This is a genomic window from Fulvivirga lutimaris (genome assembly GCF_009711525.1).
Taxonomy (GTDB): Bacteria; Bacteroidota; Bacteroidia; order Cytophagales; family Cyclobacteriaceae; genus Fulvivirga; species Fulvivirga lutimaris.
Genome location: NZ_SMLV01000422.1, coordinates 1 through 22,488 on the forward strand (window position 1 = coordinate 1; position 22,488 = coordinate 22,488).

19 protein-coding genes are annotated in these 22,488 nt (G+C 37.7%); 9 read left to right on the plus strand and 10 right to left on the minus strand.

Going from position 1 to position 22,488, the window contains the following annotated elements; genetic code table 11:
• Window positions 1–108: 108 nt before the first annotated feature.
• The 4 genes from E1140_RS17090 (at window position 109) to E1140_RS17105 (ending at window position 2,566) form a co-directional block, all read left to right on the plus strand.
• Window positions 109–951: an alpha/beta fold hydrolase gene (locus tag E1140_RS17090; protein ID WP_155186754.1), complete on the plus strand. Its 843-nt coding sequence runs from the start codon at window positions 109–111 to the stop codon at window positions 949–951.
• The gene (locus E1140_RS17095) at window positions 941–1,435 is read left to right on the plus strand and encodes an RNA polymerase sigma factor (protein ID WP_155186757.1); all 495 of its coding nucleotides are present in this window, start codon (window positions 941–943) and stop codon (window positions 1,433–1,435) included. Before E1140_RS17090 ends, E1140_RS17095 begins: the two co-directional genes overlap by 11 nt.
• A complete protein-coding gene (locus E1140_RS17100; RefSeq protein WP_155186759.1) occupies window positions 1,428–2,039 on the plus strand; it encodes a hypothetical protein in 612 nt (203 codons plus the stop codon). The genes E1140_RS17095 and E1140_RS17100 overlap by 8 nt, the downstream gene beginning before the upstream one ends.
• Window positions 2,040–2,269: 230 nt before the next feature.
• Window positions 2,270–2,566, plus strand: a complete 297-nt coding sequence (locus tag E1140_RS17105; protein ID WP_155186763.1) for a GIY-YIG nuclease family protein — start codon at window positions 2,270–2,272, stop codon at window positions 2,564–2,566.
• Window positions 2,567–2,618: 52 nt separating this feature from the next.
• Here E1140_RS17105 and E1140_RS17110 read toward each other — a convergent pair whose 3' ends face one another.
• Complete coding sequence (locus E1140_RS17110; protein ID WP_155186766.1) at window positions 2,619–5,486, minus strand: PD-(D/E)XK nuclease family protein; 2,868 nt, start codon at window positions 5,484–5,486, stop codon at window positions 2,619–2,621.
• Window positions 5,476–8,643, minus strand: a complete 3,168-nt coding sequence (locus E1140_RS17115) for a UvrD-helicase domain-containing protein (RefSeq protein WP_155186770.1) — start codon at window positions 8,641–8,643, stop codon at window positions 5,476–5,478. The genes E1140_RS17110 and E1140_RS17115 overlap by 11 nt, the downstream gene beginning before the upstream one ends.
• A 115-nt stretch (window positions 8,644–8,758) precedes the next feature.
• On the opposite strand from E1140_RS17115, the gene E1140_RS17120 reads away from it, so the two are divergent.
• Entirely contained in the window at window positions 8,759–9,277 is a 519-nt protein-coding gene (locus tag E1140_RS17120; RefSeq protein WP_155186773.1) for a hypothetical protein, read from the plus strand.
• Window positions 9,278–9,345: 68 nt separating this feature from the next.
• Here the strand turns inward: E1140_RS17120 and dnaN are convergent, their stop codons facing one another.
• From dnaN to gldA, 5 genes are all read right to left on the minus strand, one after another.
• Window positions 9,346–10,470 (minus strand): DNA polymerase III subunit beta, encoded by a 1,125-nt coding sequence (gene dnaN, locus E1140_RS17125; RefSeq protein WP_155186776.1) that lies wholly within the window; start codon window positions 10,468–10,470, stop codon window positions 9,346–9,348.
• Window positions 10,471–10,553: 83 nt separating this feature from the next.
• A complete protein-coding gene (locus E1140_RS17130) occupies window positions 10,554–11,498 on the minus strand; it encodes a DUF4340 domain-containing protein (protein WP_155186780.1) in 945 nt (314 codons plus the stop codon).
• Window positions 11,498–13,189 (minus strand): gliding motility-associated ABC transporter substrate-binding protein GldG, encoded by a 1,692-nt coding sequence (gldG, locus tag E1140_RS17135; protein WP_155186783.1) that lies wholly within the window; start codon window positions 13,187–13,189, stop codon window positions 11,498–11,500. The genes E1140_RS17130 and gldG overlap by 1 nt, the downstream gene beginning before the upstream one ends.
• Entirely contained in the window at window positions 13,183–13,911 is a 729-nt protein-coding gene (gene gldF, locus E1140_RS17140) for a gliding motility-associated ABC transporter permease subunit GldF (RefSeq protein ID WP_155186786.1), read from the minus strand. Before gldF ends, gldG begins: the two co-directional genes overlap by 7 nt.
• Window positions 13,904–14,827: a gliding motility-associated ABC transporter ATP-binding subunit GldA gene (gene gldA, locus E1140_RS17145; protein ID WP_155186789.1), complete on the minus strand. Its 924-nt coding sequence runs from the start codon at window positions 14,825–14,827 to the stop codon at window positions 13,904–13,906. The genes gldF and gldA overlap by 8 nt, the downstream gene beginning before the upstream one ends.
• Before the next feature lie 134 nt (window positions 14,828–14,961).
• On the opposite strand from gldA, the gene E1140_RS17150 reads away from it, so the two are divergent.
• Together E1140_RS17150 and E1140_RS17155 are read left to right on the plus strand one after the other, a co-directional pair.
• Window positions 14,962–16,380, plus strand: coding sequence for a thioredoxin-like domain-containing protein (locus E1140_RS17150; protein WP_185153651.1), 1,419 nt, complete (start codon window positions 14,962–14,964; stop codon window positions 16,378–16,380).
• A 71-nt stretch (window positions 16,381–16,451) separates the two neighbouring features.
• The gene (locus E1140_RS17155) at window positions 16,452–16,913 is read left to right on the plus strand and encodes a hypothetical protein (RefSeq protein WP_155186795.1); all 462 of its coding nucleotides are present in this window, start codon (window positions 16,452–16,454) and stop codon (window positions 16,911–16,913) included.
• Between the two features lie 12 nt (window positions 16,914–16,925).
• Here the strand turns inward: E1140_RS17155 and E1140_RS17160 are convergent, their stop codons facing one another.
• The 3 genes from E1140_RS17160 to E1140_RS17170 form a co-directional block, all read right to left on the minus strand.
• Entirely contained in the window at window positions 16,926–17,498 is a 573-nt protein-coding gene (locus tag E1140_RS17160; RefSeq protein WP_155186798.1) for an outer membrane beta-barrel protein, read from the minus strand.
• A gap of 5 nt (window positions 17,499–17,503) precedes the next feature.
• Window positions 17,504–18,295: a hypothetical protein gene (locus tag E1140_RS17165; RefSeq protein ID WP_155186801.1), complete on the minus strand. Its 792-nt coding sequence runs from the start codon at window positions 18,293–18,295 to the stop codon at window positions 17,504–17,506.
• A gap of 310 nt (window positions 18,296–18,605) precedes the next feature.
• Complete coding sequence (locus E1140_RS17170; protein WP_155186804.1) at window positions 18,606–19,619, minus strand: hypothetical protein; 1,014 nt, start codon at window positions 19,617–19,619, stop codon at window positions 18,606–18,608.
• A 138-nt stretch (window positions 19,620–19,757) separates the two neighbouring features.
• Between E1140_RS17170 and E1140_RS17175 the strand changes: the two genes are divergently transcribed.
• On the plus strand, window positions 19,758–21,725 hold the full coding sequence (locus tag E1140_RS17175; protein ID WP_155186807.1) for a tetratricopeptide repeat-containing sensor histidine kinase: 1,968 nt from the start codon (window positions 19,758–19,760) through the stop codon (window positions 21,723–21,725).
• A 135-nt stretch (window positions 21,726–21,860) separates the two neighbouring features.
• Window positions 21,861–22,484, plus strand: coding sequence for a response regulator (locus tag E1140_RS17180; RefSeq protein ID WP_155186810.1), 624 nt, complete (start codon window positions 21,861–21,863; stop codon window positions 22,482–22,484).
• The last annotated feature ends 4 nt before the right edge of the window (window positions 22,485–22,488 follow it).

Below are 22,488 nucleotides of genomic sequence, written 5' to 3' on the forward strand. Positions count from 1 at the left end.
CAAGGATAATAATATCGAATCATTAGAACCAGATTAATCTTTATTTTTCATCCATTGTAACAATCTCAGTCTTTTTGGATCAAAGGGGAAATTTAAAACAGTAAGACAATGAGACAATCGATATTATTATTCACTACGCTACTCCTTTCAGGACTTGATTACAGCCAATCAGCCATCCAAATAGAAAAACACGGTAAAGGAGATCCCATCTTATTCTTACCTGGATTTACCAGTCCCGGATCAGTTTGGAATGAAACGATAGAAAACCTACCCTCCTCCTATCAAACGCACACTGTTTCATATGCAGGGTTTAACGGGGTAGAACCTATTGGAACTCCCTGGTACGCACCTATCAAGCAGCAGCTAATAGATTACATTAAAAAAGAAAAGCTGTCAAACCTAACGATCATTGGTCATAGCATGGGTGGGAATCTGGCCGTTGAGCTTGCCGCTGAACTCAAACCAGAAGTCACCGGATTGATTTTGGTAGATGCCTTGCCATGTATGCGTGATTTGATGATGCCCAATGTGCCTGCCAGTGCTTTGCAATATGACAGCCCCTATAATAATCAGATGCTTAATATGTCTGATGATAAGTTCAAAGAAGTGGCCTTTAACATGGCAAAAAACATGACCAATACGGAGAGCAAAATAGAAGAACTGGCCAACTGGTCAGTGATTGCTGATCGTAAGACTTATGTGTATGGCTATACAGATTTGCTTAAATTAGATTTACGGCCAACGCTTGCTGATATTGAAGTAAAGACTTTAATTCTTGGGGCTACTTTCCCAACAGCAGATATGGCGAAACAGACTTTTGAAAATCAATATGCTAACTTGAATAACAAAACCATAAACCTTGCAGAAAATAGCAGGCACTTTATCATGTTTGATCAGCCAGAGTGGCTTTATTCACAAATCAACAATTATTTAAAAAAGAATGTCCAATAACAATGTGCTCTTTGAGCGGCTTTATGCTGAATTCTACCCGATGGTTCATCACGTTTGTGTTGGCTTTATGAAAGGGAATAGAGAATTGGCTGAAGATCTTGCTCAAGAAACATTCATCAACACCTGGAGGTCTCTGGATAACTTTAAGGGTACCTCCAGTTATAAAACATGGATTTACAGAATTACGATGAACACCTGTCTAAAGTACATCAGGGATAGTAAAACTAAAAATCAGGTTCCTCTCGATCAAAATAGCAAGCTACTAAGTCAGGATAGTTCACATCAAGATCATGGTGATGCACATCAAGAACTATATCAGGCCATTGGCCAATTAAACGAAATTGACAGGTTAATAATAATGATGGTGCTGGACGAACTGGAATATAAGGAAATAGCTGATGTAGTAGGAATAAGTGAAAGTAACCTCAGAGTAAAGATCCATCGAATCAAAAAAAGCTTAAAAGAGAAGTTAAAAAATGAGTGATATATTAGACGATTTTAAGGGGCAATGGGATGCTGCTAAAAAGGACAGCGCCAAACAAACTGTTAGTGCTAAAGATCTTGTTGCTGCGGCCCAACAAAAGATGAGAAGTGCCGTGCTCATGCACGTTGGTAATACAGCAGTATTGGTGGTCACCCTGGTGGGCATCTGCCTGTTCTTTATATATGTTGCCCCACTTCAGGAAGTGCTAAGTCATATAGGTATGGCATTAATGATTGGCGGGTTGATGTTAAGAATTCTGATTGAATTCCACAGTATTTATCGCTCCACTAAAATAGATTTGAGTGATACTGCTTTTGCCGTTAATAAAAGCTACATGAGCTTCTATACTTACCGAAAGAAAATACACGGGTCTGTAACAATAGGCATATTAATAGCCTATACAGTCGGTTTCTATATCCTTCTGCCTGAATTTGGAAACTATTTTACCCAGACGCAGATTATTTTATTAGCGCTTTCATATTTATTAGCAGCTGCCATATTTGGCTATTCTATTAAAATGGCCATTCGTAAAGAAGTGAAGCTTTTGAATTCACTTATGGATATTCAGCAGGAAATGACTGATGGTGAAGGGTTGAAGGGTTGAGGTATCTCCATGATTAGATTCCTGACTCGCTGCGCTCTCAGGAATGACGGTTCTAATGAATATGGTGATATGCGCATTGTAATTGTTCAGTGCTCAGGAATATCGGTATTTATAAATATTGCTAGTACTTAACGCTCAGTATTGAAAGGTGGAAATGGAGTGACCAATCTAAGTTTCATCGTCATTCCTGTGCAGGCAGGAATCTCTGTTAAATTTATTACTTTCATTAGATGGCAAAAGGTGGGTATGTCTATATTATGACTAACAAAACCAGAACAGTGCTTTATATTGGAGTCACTTCAAATCTAAATGCAAGAACCTATCAGCATAAAAACCAGGAAGGAAGCCACTTTACCATAAAATACAAATGTTATGATCTCATCTATTACGAATTTTTTGAACGCATAGAATCTGCAATTCTTAGAGAAAAACAAATGAAGAAATGGAAAAGAGAATGGAAAGAAAATCTTATAGTTTCATTCAATCCTTCAAAAAGGGATCTATTTGACGAAATTCAAGATTTTTAATGATAATCACAGATTCCTGACTCGCTGCGCTCTCAGGAATGACGGTTAAAGTCTACCTCCCACAAATACCAATATACGGACAATAGGTGCAAACCTTTTCATCCTCTACCTGATCAAACACCACCTCTGGGTTATAGATTTCCGTGAGCATTTCTTCTAAAAATGATTCGTACTCTTTTGCTAGAGGTCTAAAGTCCAAAAGCTCTGATTTGCCCTTTTTGTTGATCACCCGCCAGCTAAAATCTTCTTTAAATAAATCTTTGCTATTGAATATCCCAGGTTCTATCATATGCTCATCTCCAAACTTTTTCCAGTACAGGTAGCTATAATAAAACACCTGTAGAATGGTCTTATTTTTATTGATATCCTTTCTTTCTTTTAAGGCTTCAATGCTATCATACTCCTTTTCATCCTTACCTGTTTTGTAATCGATAACCCGCACTTTGCCATCTTTAAAATCTATCCTGTCAATAATTCCTTTGATTTTGACCTTTATCGCCTTATCTCCTGACTTAACAGGAAATTCGAGGTGATAACCTTCTCTGGTACTGGCCTCCAGTCCAAGCACCTTAAAGGGCGCATATTGTTTATCATGTTTCAATATCTGATGAGCAAATTTCTTAAGCACCTCTGCAGCTATGATCGTACGGCCTTCCAGTTTGAACTTATCCTTTTTATCAACATGATAATGCTTCATAAAAGCTTTCTCCAGTGCACCATCAACACCTGCCTCAAGCAGGAAAAAGTCTTGTTTATGAATAACATCCCGTTTCTCTCTTTTGGTAAACTCACCATAAAGAATCTCCATGGCATTGTGCAGGATGTTGCCAAATACAGCAGCGTCCATATCTTCCTGCACCTCATCAGCCTCATAAAGCTTAGCCACATATTTAAAATAGAACTTCAACCTGCAATTGAGATAAGCAATAAGCGCTGATGGTGTCAGCTTCGATTGATCAATGCCCTCATAACCTGATGTAAATCGAGCCATTCGTTTAAATACCTCCGGTGTTTTTTGAATGACGATAGGATTAATGGTCTGAGTTTTCACGGGATTTGAAAGCAAGCTCCTTTCAATCTTATGGTTAGACTCCACCTCTAACTGACGAACAAACCGGCTGATCTCACCATTGACATTGAACTCAGAAACTGTATTGTAATAAAAATGAACCTCACTAGCCCGCTGCAGCAGCCTGTAGAACAAGTAGGCATACATGGCATCATTGTTCTCATAAACAGGCAAATCAAACGCCCTTCGAATATTATAAGGCACAAATGAACCTCTTCGAGGCTGAGCAGGCCAGCTGCCTTCATTCATATTGAGGATATAAACTTTATCGAAATCCAGATTACGAGTCTCCAGGATCCCCATGATCTGAAGTCCATCAAGTGGCTCACCAGTAAAGGGTACTTTAAAACTGCGTGCCAGTCGTTTGAACAGTGCTGTAAAAAACTCAAAGGTCAGTGCTTCTGATTTGTCACCAATCATTCGCTCGAGTTGTTGCATTTGCTCATAAAAGCGGCTGATAAATTCTACTTCAAGTTCTTTATCCTTGTCCTGCCAGTAGTCATATAACGAGCGCAGTAAACGTAACACATAATCCATTGGCTGCTCTGACTTTTTAAACAGCTGCTTTAGCAGTTCATGTTCAAAGTCAAATTCACTTGCAGGAATGACTATTCTGTTCCGCTTTTTAATCTCCTCTATCCATTTGATTGATTTCTCCTCCTCTACTACATTGAGCAACGGATGAAGTAAAAGCTCCTGAACAGGACGGTGATAGAAGCTAACGCCTTTAATCTCACTCTCCTTTCTAAGCCTCTGCAGGTCAAGGGCACTTTCGAGCAAGCTATATATGGAAGTATCCTTCAGCGGATAACCCATAGTAATATTTACCTTTTCAACCTCATCAGGAATACTGTGTAATACTGGAAACAGCATATGCTCCTGAGGCAGCACCACCACTGTTTTCTTAGGTTCAAAATCAGGTGATTGTGCTATTTGTGCCAATACCTCTCCAAGTGCCTTAGCCTGACCAACTTCAAGTGAAACTCCCGTTGCGGTCATCCTTTTTTCAGAATCAATCAGTGCCGGAGCATCTTTAGGGAAGGTCTTGCCCAACAATGTGTCTTTTGAATACTCACGTAAAAAAGTGCCTGCCTCCTGCTGCGGGTCGTTGAAATAATAAGCATCCAAATCCCAGACTATTTCAGCAGCGCATTCTCTAACAAAGTATTTAAAAATTGCTTCTTCACTTTTTGTCAGTGCATTGAAACCCGCGAAATATAGTTTCTTATCAGTTTTAATTTTATCTTTTTCTAATTGCTCAGCTAAAGTTCGGTAGATCATCCCTCCATAGCCCCTGCCCTGTTGCCTAAGCCTCTCTTTAAACCCGTCATACAGAGGCAGCAATATTCTCCAAGTCTCCAAAAATAGCTTCTGAGTTTGTGTGGTATCGGGCAGAAAGCTACTCCAAAACGACTGGATAATTTCCTTATCCTCATCATCAAGGAAATAGAAAGCCTCATCTAACTCCTTCTGAGACTTAATACCTGTAAACAGATGTTTGGTATCTACCAGATAATGATCTATCTCTTCAAAATCCCTGAGGATCATTTCACCCCAAAAGAAAAACTTGTCAAAAGTCTCATTACGATTTGGGAAGGTTTTGTAAACCTCATATAACTCAAAAATAGCTTCGAGTGTATCGATCTTCTCGAGGTGGGTAAACTGCATAAGGTAGTCTTCCAGACTAAATACCTCCGGCATAAAAACTGGCTGATCTATGAGTTTAGAAAGCTCATCTCTAAAAAACAGTCCCGCTCTTCTATTTGGAAAAATAACCACAGCATTATCCAATTGGCTATTTTCATTTTTGATCCGAATTGCCAGCTCCTCAATAAAAGTTTTATGCTTCATGCTGACCTCCTTCCACTTTCAATATTTCCTGACTCTCCAGGTAAAAAAGCAATCCTTCAACAGGCTTTTTAATCATCTGGCTTACAAGCCGCATATATTCCTGCATCTGCGATTTATCCTTATCACGCTCACTACCTGTTTTGTAATCAATAAGTACCACCTTGTTGTCTCTCTGATTCAGTCTGTCAATTCTTCGCATATCGCCATTAGGGAGCAATACTGGCACCTCAGTTCTTATCTCCCACGACTTATCAAAATACTCTGACAGTGCTAATACAGTTTTGTTCAAATCAGAAAATAAGGGATGTTCTTTAAACTGATCAATCTGATCAGCATTGCGTATCTTGCTTAATGCATCATGCAGCTTAATTCCATATGCAGCGGCCTCGTTAAAATGCTCCTTGTTTTGGTTTGCTGAGTCACGCATTTGCAGGCGGACTTTACTTCTCCAGCTGTGAGAGCTGTAGTCTTTCAGGGTCACTTCATTACTCTTCCGGCCAGACTTAATAGGATCAGGAAGTCTTCCTAAAGTATATTTTTGAGTTTCAACGTCCCATTGCTCCTGCCCCTTCACAAGTGAGTACAACAGCTCATTTACCCGACCTAGGCTACCTTCTTTTCCTTTGGGTGCCGTTATATACAACGCTGATTCCGGTCTGGTAACAGCTACGTACAACACATTCAGGTTATCAAGTAGGTTCTTTAATTTCTCATGATGATATTCATCGGCCCAATACGTGTTTTGAAGTGCTGTTGCATACTTCAGGGGCACCATTGGCATTAAATTGAATGGTGGCTTATCGATGGTTTCGCACCACATAATACTATCAACTGCATTATTCTGTTTATCCAATGACCAGCTTAAAAATGGAATGATGACCACGGGAAATTCAAGACCTTTGGATTTATGTATGGTCAATACTTTAACCGCATTGTTTTCATCCGAAACGATTATTGATCTATTCTTCCTTACATCTTCCCACCAAATTAAAAAAGCCGCAATGTCACCACGTTCATTTTTCGAATACTCTAAAACTGCATCTTGAAAGCCCTGAAGGTAGGTGTATTCTTCTTTGACTTTTGAAAGCTCAAAAATTCTGCAAAGCTCCTCTACCAGCTCATACAGCGGCAATGATTTTAATTGATGTCTTAATTTAACGAAATCAGTGGGCACATTTTCAGCCCAATTATTAAGCTGAAAGTACAGTTCACTCTCGTCATCAACTGATTTTTTTAAATATTTCAAATAGGTGCTAAACCAATGCGCCAGCTCTATTTTGTTCTTTTCATCGTGCAGCCATTTGATAACCGAAATTATAAACTGAACCACATGGCTGGTTGTTAAGTAAAGTGCTTCTTTACTCACCACATCATACCTGAGGCCAGCAATGGCCTTCTCTGAGGTACTATGCTCTATAAAAGCCCTGGCAATGTTTTTTCCCTCTTGTGTTGTTCTTGTAAGTATGGCTATATCCCTAAGCTCATAGCCAGCTTGCTGCAGCTCTTCAACCTTTTGAATGGTATATTCAATAGATAAATCCTTAAAACCCTCTTCAGCTCCTCTTTCAACCTCAATAAACTTCAGTTCAACTAATCCCTGATCTTTGGCTTTGTGTTCAGGAAGTTTTTGAAATGACTCATTAAAACTGCCAAGCACCTCCTCCATTTTTGCGGCTATTAGTTCTGAAGGATTATCTATATAAGTGTGCTGAATAAGCGGTTTTAGCCTTTCGAAAATATCATTGTTAAAGTCAATGACATTTGCACTGCTCCTCCAGTTGGTATCTAAATTATTCTCTATGGTTAGCACCTCCCCTATGTCGTGTTTAACCTGATGCTGAAGTAATTTCCAGTCGCCTCCGCGGAAACGATATATTGATTGCTTGGCATCACCCACCACCATGCAGAACTGTCCCTGGTCAGTGGCATTTTTAACCAACGGCTTGAAATTGTTCCACTGGTATGAGGAGGTATCCTGAAACTCATCAATCAAATAGTTGTCAAAGCGGGATCCTACTTTTTCATAGATATAAGGTGTGTCACTGTCTGATATAATTTTATTCAAAAAATCAGGTAAATCAGAAATGAGCATTACATCATTTTCATCTCTATAGACTTGAAGGTATTTATTGATATAGCTGAGAATACCAAAAGTGTAGAAGTAGCGTTTGACTTCTAGTGCAGACTGATAATGAATAAAATTATTGTCAAAAAAATCAATCAGCTCATTGTACTTTGGAAGTATAAAGTCTCCAAGAACCTGTTCTAGGAAATCTCTTTGCGTATTCGTTTTTGTTATCCATGCATCAAAGTTATCGGCCGCTGCTCTTCTTGGGTCAGTTATCTCCCATTCAAATTTCAGTAACTTACTAAAGAGTCCTGCCGGTCCTCCTGTTCCCCTACTAAAACTTTTTATTTCAAGCCCCTTGTTTTCAATATATTGTATGGCTTCAAGGCAAATTGATTTTATACTATTTTCAAAATCAAACTGAATAACGTCAAGCTGTTTTTTAATATCTAAAAGCTGCTTTGGATTGTCAGCCAAACCTACAATCCTATCAGAGAATTGTTTGAAGTTATCTTTCAAAACCTCTTTAGCCAGCTTACCAATATCTTTCCTAAAATCCCAGGACTCACCTTCTTCTACATTTTCTTCTGCATATTGAGTGAGCCAGCTTTTAATTTCTTTATGCTCATCATCACCAATTTCAGAGAGCATTCTGTCTATGACCTGCTGCATGACACTATCGGTATCCAAATCAATAGAAAAAGTGCCTTGCAGGCCCATCTCTCTGGCAAATGATCTTATCACCTGATGGAAGAAGCTGTCGATGGTTACAACAGAAAAGCGGCTATAATTATGAAGTATTTCCGAAAGCACTTCACTAGACCTCCTTTTCAGTGTAGACTCATTAATATCCAGTTCTGCACATAGCTCCTGAGTCAGGCCCTTCTCTTCATCAGCTTTAAGAAGGGTCAGGAATTTTATAATCCTTTGCTTCATTTCCTCAGTGGCTTTATTGGTAAAGGTTACACCGAGTATTCGCCTGAACTTGCCCTTACCCATAAGAGCAAGTTTAAGATAAGATTTGGCTAGCGTATAGGTCTTACCTGAACCTGCCGAAGACCGATAAATGGAAAAGGGTTTTTGCAACATAAGTAGTATAGTAAAATTACCACATCTACTTTGTTGTCAAAGCATCGGTTACTATTTAACTTGAATCAGTATCTTTGTCTATAATCATTGTCTATAAACATTAATTTCAACAGCTATGAAAACCAATTTACTTCTAATAATATTCGCTCTATTTGTCTTTGCATCATGTAGCAGCGATGATGTAAAAGAGTTATTAACAACCACCCAAGAATTTACGGCATCTGAATCATTCACAGTAAGCGTACCAGAAGGTGAAGTGCTTACCTTCTCAGATTCTAAAGATATAGACGCATCCTTAACCGGTGTTGACGTTACAGAGGTTGAAATTTTGAGCATTACCGGAAGCATAAGTGATGTTATAGCGCCAAACGGAGATGTTAACCTTACTAGTGCAACACTAACTTTAGTGGGAACTGGAGTTTCACTTGAACTAAATGATGTTGCTTTAACAACTGGAACAGCATTTAACTTTACTTTTAATAATATTCCGGCAGCTCAAATTGATATTATAGAGAGCTACATTTTATTAAACAGTGAGTTGACAATTGAGGCAAGTGCCACTGTAGATAATACACCAGTTGATTTTAAATTGAATATAGAATTTAAGATTGATGCAACAGGAACGGTTATCTAATTTAACATATTCTTAATAAAAAAGGGAACCAAATTGGTTCCCTTTTTTATTTGCTATAGTTGGCTGTCTTAAACGTAATTATTAAGCATTACAGGCATTACCAACATTAAGATATCTTCATTATCATCTTTCTCTATCGGAGTTAACAGACCCGCCTTATTAGGCTCTGATAGATGAAGCTCAATTTTCTTTGCATGAAGATTTGATAACATCTCGATTAAGAACTTAGCATTGAAACCAATTTCTATATCTCCACCATCATGCTCGCATGATAGACGCTCATTAGCCTCATTAGCAAAATCCAAATCCTCCGCTGAAATCTGAAGCTCGCTACCGGTAATCTTTAATCTTACCTGATGTGTAGTTTTATTAGCATAAATGGCAATACGTTTCAATGAGCTCAAAAACTCACCTTTATCGATTGTCATTTTATTGTCATTCTGTTGTGGGATTACATTTTCGTAATCAGGGAAACGCTCATCAATTAATCGGCATATCATTTTAATGTTACCGAATTTGAAAAACGCATTAGACACATTAAACTCTACAGTAACATTGATATTCTCTGAAGGCAATGTAGTCTTTAAAAGATTGAGCGCCTTTCTCGGTATAATGATAGCGTTACCATTTTCAGAAGCTACATCTACTCTTCTGTATCTTATCAACCTATGACCATCTGTAGATACGAAAGTGCAGTTAGAATCTGTAAGGTTCATATAAACCCCCGTCATAGCTGGTCTCAATTCATCATTGCTTGTTGCAAAAATGGTGTTGTTAATGGCGCTTGATAACACATCAGTGGACATGTCTACAGAAAAGTCATCTGATACCGTTGGCACTTTAGGGAAATCTGTAGCATTTTCACCTGCTAACTTATATCTACCATTATCAGAGCTTATTTCAATGCTGTAAGAATCTTCATCAATAGTGAACGTTACAGGCTGCTCTGGCAGGTTCTTTAAAGTTTCAAGTAGAATTCTTGCTGGAACAGCAATGTTGCCACTCTCCTTAGATTCAACTTCTAATTCAGTGATCATTGAGGTCTGCAAATCAGAAGCCGTAACCACCAACTTATTCTCACTTATCTCAAACAAAAAATTCTCAAGGATCGGAACAACAGGATTAGTTGTGATAACACCGTTAATACCTGAAAGTTGTTTAAGCAATACAGACGAAGAAACAATAAACTTCATTATATGTAAGTTAGTTAAAGTGGTTTATTTTAAAGCTCGGTAAAGTTAAAAATAAAATCATTTTTAGGAAACGTGTGAATACTTTATTGCGGCCTTTGATTTACCCTAAAATATTGCTTTGGTTTTGTTACTCGGTTGATAAGACCTTCCTGCATCAAAGCGTAATCTAAAGAATCAATTAAAACCAAATAATCCCCATTTTGTACCTTATCAAAAATGGTGAGTGAATAGTTATTTCTGCCAACATCCTTAATTGTGATTTTAGCTTTTGGTTGACTGGCCAATTCGTTATAAGTTTCAACCTCGGCATCGGCAAGGTAATCATTAACATACAGTAATGACACATCATCAAGATAATCTGTCAGTTTTAAAGAGTCCGTTTGCATTCCTGCGATGCCATAATCTCGATTATCAAACCCAATGGTAAATCCATTGGCCTCTTTACCTATATACTCAGCCTGAACAGAAACCAGATTAGCCCAATTGATATCAAACACTAATGGATTTCGCCAGCCATTGGCATCCAGCTCAAACAACCCTGCAAGATAACTCTTATACCCAGGAATCTCAACCAGGTACTTTTCATCTGCTTCAGAATTAGTCATATAAGAAAGCCCTTTATCTTCCTCACCAAGTACCATAAATTGCTTTACCTGTTGACCTTGCTCAAACAAGGATACTGTTACTCCTTGGCTAGCAAAACGCTCTGTAATTTGCTCTTCCTGACTTTTTGCAACCTTTCTGCGCACAGATACTTGCTTGAGAATGGCAAAAAGAACACTGATACGTTGGGGATCTGCTTTATATCTTTCGTTAACAGTCCACTGATTGTTTCCAAAACTCAAATCAACCTGAGCTCCTTGAGATTCAATAGTTACCCGATCAACCTCGTTTGTATTTTGATAAACAAACAGGGTTTTATCAATGCTGGTATTGGTATCATTACTCTGAATGAAATAAGTGACTATTGTGACTGCCACTAAAACAATCAAAACGATGATCAGGCGTATGTTTTTCTTTCGTTGCATTAATCTGTCTTGAAGCCAGTATATTTTCTCTTCCTAAGATAAAAGCGAATAACGCCATAGCCAATTAGCAAAATGATAGGAAGTACCAAATTGATCATTTGCCACTTCGTTTTCTCATTACCAATCTTCACTTTATCCAACGGCCTAATTTTAATCTGCTTATTCCTAGCTGTTATCAGCCCCTCATCATCAACAAGGTAATTAAGTGTATTCAGGATAAATTCCTGATTTGCATAATCCACACCAGAAAATGGGTCAAAACCTAGTGGCTGAGGACTTCCCGTTCGTGGATTTACATCATTTTTAGCAATATCACCGTCACTTACGATTACAATTTTGGCATCTGTATCACTTTGATCCTTAAACTGCTGATCGTTAACTCCTTCAGGTTTAAATCTGTTTTTATATAATGATGTAAATTCCCCTTCCATTAAATAGGCAACAGGAAGATTAGCCTCATTGAGCATTTCAGGGGTCAAGGTTTTTCTGAGGTCCTGAAGTGATACATTAACTGGAGCGGTCATAGACCTTGAGTACTCTGAGGTAAACATAAGTGGTGTTTTCTTAACACCATCTGCTTTTACCGTGTCTATTGTACTCACAAATTTACCAATCACGGCATCCATATTTCTGGTAATCACATGATCACCATAGCGATTGATGATAGGATAAAACCACCATTTTATCATTTTAATCTGAGGCTGATCACCAAAATTTCCAACATTAACAGGATAGTTAGAAGCGCTATTATCCTGAATCAGATCATTATTAATTCTAATACCATATTTGAACAGCATATCATCAAGGTTCAAATTATAGGGAAAAGAGTAGTTTGACACACTGGAAGCGCTATCCATATTCGCCTGAAGTTTATCCAAAAGCATGAACAGCTTACCTCCATTCATTAAATATTGATCTAGGTTGTATTTTTCTATCTCAGTAAATGATGACGTTGGCTTTGCGAGCAAAACAGCTCCCACAGAAGGCAGAGGCTTATTAACATCGATAAAACTCAGATTATAGTTAGCGTCCAATGATGTGAGCAAGCTTGCCATCTCCACTTCATCCAGCTCACCGTGCCCTCTAATAACCCCTACAGATTTTCTTTCAATACTGGTTAATCCATGAATGGTGGATGCCAAATTATATTCAATGCCTTCAATAGATTGATTGATTTTTTCTTCAGATGAGGCCGCCTTGTTTCCTCCTAACAACATAACTCCTTGCTCTACACCTCCATAGGATACAATGGCGCCTGGAAATATCAACTTCTCAACCCTGTTGCCATCCCTTTTATCAATAACATTGGTTGGCTGAATGCCTCTAGCCATAAGCCCTTGCATAAATTCACCTCTGGCTTGCTCATTTAATGCAGAAGAGGGATCGACAAAGGAATATTGAAGTTTGTTGTCTGAATAGATCCTAAACTCCTCTAACGTTTCCTTAATAGACTTCTGCATTCTTTCAAAGCTTGCATTCAACTCACCCTCCAAGTAAACCTCAATGGTTACCACATCATCTAAATCGCTTAAAAGCTTCTTAGTGGCTGGTTTAATGGTGTATCGCTTTTCCTCCGTTAAATCTATTCTGCCAAAGTATGAAGAGGCCAATAAGTTGATCCAAATGATCAGCACCAGTCCAATCAGTAATTTTAGAATATCTTCGAGTTTTGCTGAGTCCAATTTTACCATCTCCTACTTCCTAAAATAAATTTGGTAAACATTAACATCACGCTGATTAAGCTCAAAAAGTAAATCAAATTTCTTGTATCAAGCAATCCTTTACTCATTGCTCTATAATGATATACAATACCCAACTGCTCTAAAAACAAAGACGCTGCGCCCCAAACATTGATAGAAGCCAGGGATTCAAAACCTGTGTAGAATATGAAACATAGAAATACTGCTATTATGAAGGATACAATTTGATTGGTGGTAATTAATGATGAGAACACACCAATTGATGTAAACACCCCTCCCAGAAGTGCAAGACCTATATAGGAGCCCACAACTCCCGCTGTGTCAACATTACCTACAGGGTTACCCAGCTGATAAATAGTATAGTAATAGACAAGCGTTGGTATAAGTGCAAATAGCACCAACAAGAATCCTGAAAAGTACTTACCCAATATAATTTGCCAGTCAGTAAGTGGCTTTGTTAGTAGCAGCTCTATTGTTCCAGCCTTCTTCTCTTCAGCGAACATACGCATGGTTATGGCAGGTATTAAAAACATAAATACATATGGCCCTAATGCAAACAAGGTTTCCATATCGGCATACCCATATTCCAATACCGATGTTTCAGGAAACACCCACATTAATAGGCCTATACCTGTTAAAAAAACGCTGATTACGATATAGGCAATCAATGAATTAAGAAATCCGTTAAGCTCCTTTCTTAGTATTTCAAACATTCTTGTTTTTGGTTAATTCCTGAAATACATTTTCCATTGTTACTTCTTCCTGTTGAAGTCCCAGCAATGTGAAATTATGCTTCGAGGCAAAAGCAAAAATCTTCGGTCTAATATCAGACTCAGTTGTTGCCTTGATCTTAATTTTATTTTCAGTGATGTGGTCAGCAGATATTACACCCTCAATTGACAACAAGCCCTCCACACCAATATTCTCTTCAAACTCAACCAAAACTGTAGCGACTTCCACCTGCTTAGATTTGAGTTGTTCTATTTTGTCATTGGCCACTATTTCACCTCGATCTATTACCACCACTCTGTCACATAAAGCCTGCACTTCCTGCATTATATGTGTACTGAAGATTACAGTTTTATCCTTGCTTATCTTCTTAATAAGTGCTCTAATCTCAACAATCTGATTAGGATCGAGACCTGTTGTTGGTTCATCCAAAATCAATACTTCGGGGTCATGAATCAATGCCTGAGCCAATCCAACACGTTGTCTGTAACCTTTAGAAAGCATCTCTATCTTTTTGTTCTGCTCCCGGGTTAGACCACATAAAGCAATCATTTCATCAATTCTCGACTGTAAAGTCTTCCCTTTCAAACCATGTACATTTCCAATAAAGGCCAGATATTCACGAACATACATTTCAAGGTACAATGGGTTATTCTCAGGCAGGTACCCTACTTTAGATTTGATCAAAAGTGGTTCTTCAGTCACGTCCAAACCACATACTTTTACAGAACCTGAGGATGGGGGTAAAAAACAGGTTGTAATTTTCATGGTGGTAGATTTACCAGCACCATTAGGTCCCAAAAAACCAAGAATCTCACCCTTCCCTACTTCAAAGGATATATTATTTATAGCCTTCTGTTCTCCGAAAATTTTAGTGAGCTGCTGAACCTGTATTGACATAGTCTTGAATGAACGGCAAATCTATTGCATTGGTCTAACTATGACAATTATTTTTGGTCTAAAGGCGTTTACCGATTATAATTGAACCCAATTACAAAAAATCTGGTTTTCTTTGCTGCATGAATTGTTTTAAGATGAGGAAAGTTTTATTTACTATTATTCTATTTACTGGTCTTAACAGCTTAGTAAAAGCCCAGGGGTATGAAATTAAATTTCATATTGATGGTCTAGCTGATACTACAGTTTACATGGGTTACTTCTTTGGCGAAAGCACTTATGTAAAGGACACTGCGAAAGTAGATTCGAAAGGTGACTTTCAGTTTGATGGAAAGAATGCTTTAGATGAAGGAATGTACTTCCTTGTATTAAACAAGTCTCGAGTATTTGATTTTTTGGTCAGTGATGATCAAAATTTCAAATTAAGTACTTCCACTGAAGATTATATGGCCAATCTCAAAGTAGAAGGTGATATAGAAAACCAACTCTTTCTTGAAGACATCTTCTTCAATCAAAAAAGTAACAAAGAAGCAGAGCCTCATGTAGCTATAATTAGAGATTCCACGAGCAACCCCAAGCAAATAGCTGAAGCAAGAAAAGCTTTGGATGTACTAAATGACAAAGTCATGGCCCATCAGGATGAGATTATAGCCAAGCATCCTGATAAGCTAATTACTAAAATATTTCTTGCCAACAGAAGAATTGACATTCCACCAGCTACTGAAGGTAGTGATCCTAAAGAGTTTGGCTATTGGTATATGCGCAATCACTTTTGGGACAATTTTGATCTTGGTGATCCTTCTTTGTTAAGGTTAGGCAGAGGCATTTATAAAGAGAAAGTAGAGGACTATCTCGACAGGTTATTGCTCCAGCAGGCAGATACTATAACAGCTGAAATAAAGAAACTGGCAGAAGTAGCCAAAAAGACCACAGACACCTATAAATATCTTGTTTGGACAGCAACCCTCAAATATCAAAACCCAGAGATCATGGGCCTTGATGAGGTTTTTGTAAATCTTTATGACATTTATTTCGCAAGTGGAGAAATGGACTTTTGGGCTAACGAGCAATTAAAAAAGAATCTGAAAGATAGGGCTGACTTATTAAGGTTAAGCCTTATTGGTAATACGGCACCCAATATGGTGATGATGGATATCAACAAGCAGATGAAATCCATGTATGGCATTAAAAACAAGTACACCATTCTTTACTTTTTTGATCCAGATTGCGGCCACTGCAAAAAGGAAACGCCCATCCTCAACAAGTTTTATAACAGCACCAACTTTGACGTTGAAGTATTTGCGGTAAGCGCTGACACGTCAATGGTAAAGATGGAAAAGTACATAAAGGATATGAATCTCAACTGGATAACTGTCAACGGTCCAAGAACGGCCACGGGCTCTTATCATGAGAGTTATGATGCCACAACCACTCCAACATTATACGTGTTGGATGATAAAAAGAAAATAATTGCCAAGAAGATACCCGCTGCCCGATTGGAGGATTTTCTTGGTCAATATGAGCGTATACTAGCAAATAAGTCAGATAATCCTTAAAATTTAAGTAACTTTACTGTTTCAAGATCGTACAGTAAGTAGGTCAAATACTCAGAACAAAAACAACAAACATGTCATTTCTCAATTCATTATTCGGTAAAAAGAAAAAACAATTCAAAGCACAGTGTAGCATTAGCAAGGAGCCTGTAGAACAGGGTTTCGGTTACCTATTAACTACAGCACAGGTAGTACAATCTAAAAAGTTTTGGGACAACATAATGACTGAGCCTGAGACAATGTCTTACACAGTTTCTCACTTCAAAGGAAATGATAACATGGCGACTCAAATGCGTCAGATGATTTTCGAAAAGCACAGCACGGTTGAAAAACCATGGATAGTTTCAGATTCTTATATTCACTTATTTGAAGTTGATAAAACTGAATCTAAGCAAAATGCTAAAATGTGGTGGGACAAAGAAGGAGAGTTTACACCAGAAAACACTGGTGCTGCAGAGGACACACTTGATACCAATACATTCAATTCCGTAAAGGAATACGCTGTAATGGAGGCTGGTAAGGAAAGAGTAGCCTAAACCAAATCTTTATTATTTAGAAATCATTTTATACCTCAGTGTCAGGTTGATACTGTTGTTATAGGCATCCTGATTTTCAAAAATCGGAAGTACTGAATATTGTAGTTTTATTGCTGCTGACAGTACTTCTGATAATGCATATTGTGGTCCTGCTGTTAGGAATAGGTCGCCATTATAAAGTGATTTATCTTCCTTAACATCTGATTTTACGTTCATAAAGACTCCATATCCAGCCCCTACAAATAAACTCCATTTGTCATTAAATAAATGATGTCCAACAAGTGAAAAGTCAATGTAGTCTACTCTCCTGATAGAAAAGTTGTCTAAACTCAATTGCTGATCTGTGGCTCTACTTCCTCTCTGATAATAAGTAATCTCTTGTTGTAGCTTCCACTCATCGTTTAATTTGAAGGCTGTGGCTCCACCAAATACCCCACCACCCTTATTATAACCACTTAGCTTATCTCCATCAATTTGAGAAACATCAAATCCTGCGATTAGATATGCTTCAAAGCTTTGAGCCTTAATTTTTTTAGAAGTAAAAAGGATTAATAAAAGAGAAATGGATAAAAAGGTGGCTTTCATTAATATTAAAAGTCCTCCTCACCATCATCTTCATCATTTGATGGTGTATTTGCAGGATCGTCAAGAGTTTCCGTTTCTTCAGGTTCTTTTTTCTTTTTATCCTTTTTCTTAAACAGGCTAAATTTCTTCTTCTTGGTAGTTCCATCATCTAAGCCAGTAGCAGATGTCTCAACATCAAACTTAGTGCTATCGGATTTATTCTTCTTACCAAAGAGACGCTTGAAAAACCCTTTCTTCTCACCAGACTCCTTTTGTGCAGCTTCATTATTTTCAGCGTTCTGCTCCATTTGTATCTTAACATCAGGATAAACAAGGAAATCTTTGAGGTACCAGAGGTAAAGCTCTTGGTCAATATTAAACTTCTCCTTCTTTAAAGAGATCACATAAACACCACTATCACTTGCAGATGTGGTGGCATCAGGCTCAAAAGGTCTGTCAGCTACTAATGCTGCAGAATCATATAAATCACCAGACTTGGTTTCACGTTCAGCTAACGCAAACTCGTCATCAAAAAGTAACGAATCAGGCTTTTGAGGATAAATATCTTTCATTTCTACCGTCTGTAAACTGCGCATGCGTTTACGGTAGGTTACCGGATCTATGAGAAGGTGTCTGTCTTTGCTGGCCTCTAATATTTTAGGCATGGAGTCTTCACCAAAATAGCTGAATTTTCTATCTAAGGTTGCTTTGTCATGAATAAAGGCACTTTGGTAGGCAGGGCAGATCATTCGTTGTGTACACGAGCTAAACGCAACAACGAGAATAATGCCAACTATATATTGCCTAATTCTGACCATTCAAATGATTATCAACGACAGGAATGTTAAAACGTATTTTTCCCCTGTCAATTGTATACAATTCACCAATCGATAAAGGTAAGGCCTAAATATCAATACTTAAAGGAAAAAGATAGATTTATATCAGCGTTAAAACCTTGTTTATAAGGCTTGTAGATGCACTTTCAATGTAAACGTAAAAAGATCACACTCATCAAGGCTCAAGGCAAAAGCCACACATATTAAATTGCTTTACTTTTATCATTCTATTTAAACAAAAAGGCACTGCAATCTCTATTGCAGTGCCTTTAGTATTTATATGAGCTAATTACTACTTTCTGATTTGAGTTTTAATAAGCTTAATTATATTATCAGAATATGCATCAAGTGCTTCTAAAACCAACTGTTTGTATTTCTGTTCATCCGCTTTGATTACAAATGTGCCTGTAGTAACTGTATTAAAAGTGAACATACGTTTCATTCTTTCTGGCATCTGCCCCTGATAGCTATCAATATCAGTTGCATAATTTTCTACTACATAGATGTTTTTAGTCAAATTGATTGTTCCTGCTTCACCATATTTTCCTACAAAGGTTAAATTAGTTGACATCATGCCGAAGCCTCCAGCTCCATTATATGCTTCAATCCCAACTTGAGGAAGAACGTTGGCTTCTGCTGAAGTTGTTACAAAATCATATCCAGGACCATACCCGGGGCTTCTCCACCTTTTTGCATCAATATCGAACCTGGCAAAATCAATGTTTATATCATATGTAATGGCATTTCCTTTAAATTCCTTACCAACCTTGGCTAGTGCACCCCAAATACCCGGGTTACCCATCACCTGTTTTATATGAGGACCATCATTGGCAGTTTTAATCTCAATAAGTCCTGTCGCAGGAGTAGATTTTGTTTTTTCCATTTCCTTTTCCTTAACCTTAGGAAAGTTATCAGTTGAGGAAACCTCCTCCCAAGTCTTCATTTCAATTCCCAAAGCCTCAATCTTCTTTGAAAATGACACGGCAAACTCATCAGAGATTTCTTGTAATGTTGTTTCGCTAACGCCCTCTAAAATTGCCCAGGCCTTTGCAGTCTCCCTTCCTTGTCCCTTACCTACCAGCTTATAATCGGAGGTAATAGTTTTGAAATGAAGTGCTCCTTTAACAATGCCAGCAACCTCAGATTTTTTAATAAGCCCCTTGCCTACTACATCAAAATCCTTTTTAAGGTCCAAAGACTCGATGTTCTTCCCTTTTTCTCCCCCCCTACCCAAAGCATTGCTTTGCGCACTAACTGAAATCGGTAGAACTAGAATGAATGATAAAATTAAGTACCTGATAGACATAGTTTTATAGTTTAAATGATAAAATCAAAATAGGTTCAAATCAAAAACCTTTTCAATCCCGATTAAGTGGTATATTTATATACCTAGCACTAGGTATATATTCTCTTTTTTCGTTTCTTGAAAGCTACCATTCTACATATGAAAAGAATTTTATTGTGCCTTGTATTGGTTTGTACATACTCAATAACACATGGCCAACAAGAGGAAATAGATAGTATAAAAAGAGTAGTAGCAACTCAATCACAACTTGATCAGGTAAAGTCCTTAAATGAATTGGCTTGGTATTACAGGAATTTTGATATTGATAGCGCCTTTTACTTTGCCAACATGGCATTAAATATTGGGATTGAGCAACATTCGCAGGCCGCCATTTCCCAATCATACAATAGTCTGGCAAATAACTACGAGGCCATAGGCAATTTGGACAGTGCATTATTGCTATTCCAAAAGGTTCTTGATATAAAAATCTCGTTAAATGATACCCTCGGTTTAGCCGGGGCACAGAATAATATAGGCTTGGTCTATGACGAAAAATCAAATTACCCTGAATCACTGGATCATTATTTCAAATCTTTGAGATTATATGAGTCTATTGACGGACAGGAATTTAATACGGCAATGGTTCTGGGCAATATTGGTATTGTTTACAAAAAGCAGAAAGATTTCGACAAGTCCTTTGAGTATTATGAAAGTGCCTTAAAATTCTATAAACTGGCAGGTTCTGAATTTGGTGAAACTGTTACCAATGGGAACATCGGGAACCTGTTGATACAATTAAAGCGCTTTAAAGAATCAATAGAATATTCTGAATTGGCACTAAATGGCTATCGAAATATGGGATACTCAAGGTATGAGCCATATATGCTCGCTAATATTGGAATTGCTTTTGACAGCCTAAACCAGACCAGTAAGGCTAAGGAGTACTACAATTTGGCCCTCAGCGGACATAAAGATCATGATAATCAGTTTGAAATAACAAATGTCACCTTATTGCTTTCGAAAAATTACGGGAAATCAGGGCAACATACCAAGGCATTGGAGTTGGCACAGCAAGCTTTAAAAAGTTCAGTATCACTAGATGCACTTGATTTTCAATTGAAAGCTACTTATGAATTAGCCGAGAATAATTTTGCTTTAGGCAATGTTAAACTTGGCTCGGCTTTTCTTAGCAAATATGATAGCCTCAAAGATGTGTTATATGAAGAGCAAAAATCAAAGCAGATTGTTGAAGTAGAAGTCAAATATCAAACGGAGAAAAAAGAGCAAAAAATTGCTCTTCAAGCAGCGGAATTAGAAGCCAAAGACCTTGAGTTACAACGTAACACTATTCTTCTAACTGCTTTAATATTAATTTTAATAATGACTATTATTAGTATTGTCCTTTGGCGAAAGCGAGAAGTTGAAAAGCAACATGCAGTAGCTCAAGAACAGAAAATAAGGCTGCGAGAGGCACAGATGACTGCAGTTGTTGAGTCTCAGGAAAAAGAAAGAAAAAGGTTTGCCGCAGACCTTCATGATGGCATGGGGCAGTTAATAGCTGCATTGCAAGTGAATATTCAATCTTTAAAAACAACAAACGATGCTGAGAAACAGGACGGCCTGTATGAGAACTCACGGTCTTTGTTAAAAGATATTCATACCGAGATAAGAAATATTGCCTTTAACCTGATGCCTCAGACACTGGTTAAAGAGGGCTTGATAAGCGCAATAGAGGAATTAGTAATAAAGATTAATAGAGCAGGCAAGGTCAAAGTTCAGTTTAGTCATCTTGATGCGCCTCAATTAAATGAGGTTGCTCAAATCTCCATCTACAGGATAATTCAGGAGTTTATTTCAAACATTTTGAAACATGGGGATGCCAACAAAATAGTGATTGATATTACGGGTCATGATAACGAGCTGGTGTTATCAATTGAAGATGATGGGTCAGGGTTTGATAAGCGAAAGCTTGAAAATGGTGAAGGTAATGGTTGGAGAAATATAAATACCAGACTAAGTCTAATCAATGCTCATTGTGAAATCAACTCCATTCCCAACAAAAAAGGCAATTCGATTTTAATTGACCTACCAATATCAAACCTTATTTCAAATCTGACCAATACATAAATCTATACCTGTTTATAGGTATTGCAAATTACCTACCAGAAGGGATTCCGATTCTGGGAGGAGTAAAATAGCTTAGATACAAAAAGTTGTATTGTGAAACTATTTGATAATCGATATCTTCAACGACTGAAGCTCATGGAAAAATACCGGATTTTACTCGTTGATGATCATCAAATATTGCTGGAAGGCACTAAGAACCTGATTAATTCATCAGAGCTTTACTCCGTGGTTGATACTGCTAATAATGCGGAAAAAGCACAAACACTCCTCATTAACAATGACTATGATATTTTAATTACCGACTATCAAATGGATGGAATGGACGGCAGTGAGCTGATTCAAATTGCTAAGTCTGTAATTCCCGATTTAAAGGTGATCGTTTTGAGTATGCACGATGACTCCCATATTGTAAAAGACCTTCTTAAAAAGGGTATTGATGGCTATGTTTTAAAAAGTGACTCGCATGAAAGTATATTGAAGGCGTTATCAAAAGTGACAGGGGGCAAGAAATTTTTAAGCGATGATATTGCAGACCTACTCATTCAGGGGATTGATGACAACGACAATTCTGTATTAACCCCGCGAGAAGAAGAAATAGTAAGGCTTATAGTTAAGGAGTACAGCACCAAGCAAATAGCCGATATACTATTCATTAGTGAAAGAACCGTAGAAACTCACCGAAAGAATATCCTCAAAAAAACCGAATGTTCTAATATAGTGGCATTAATAAAATATGCCTATCAGCATAAATTGGCTTAAACAG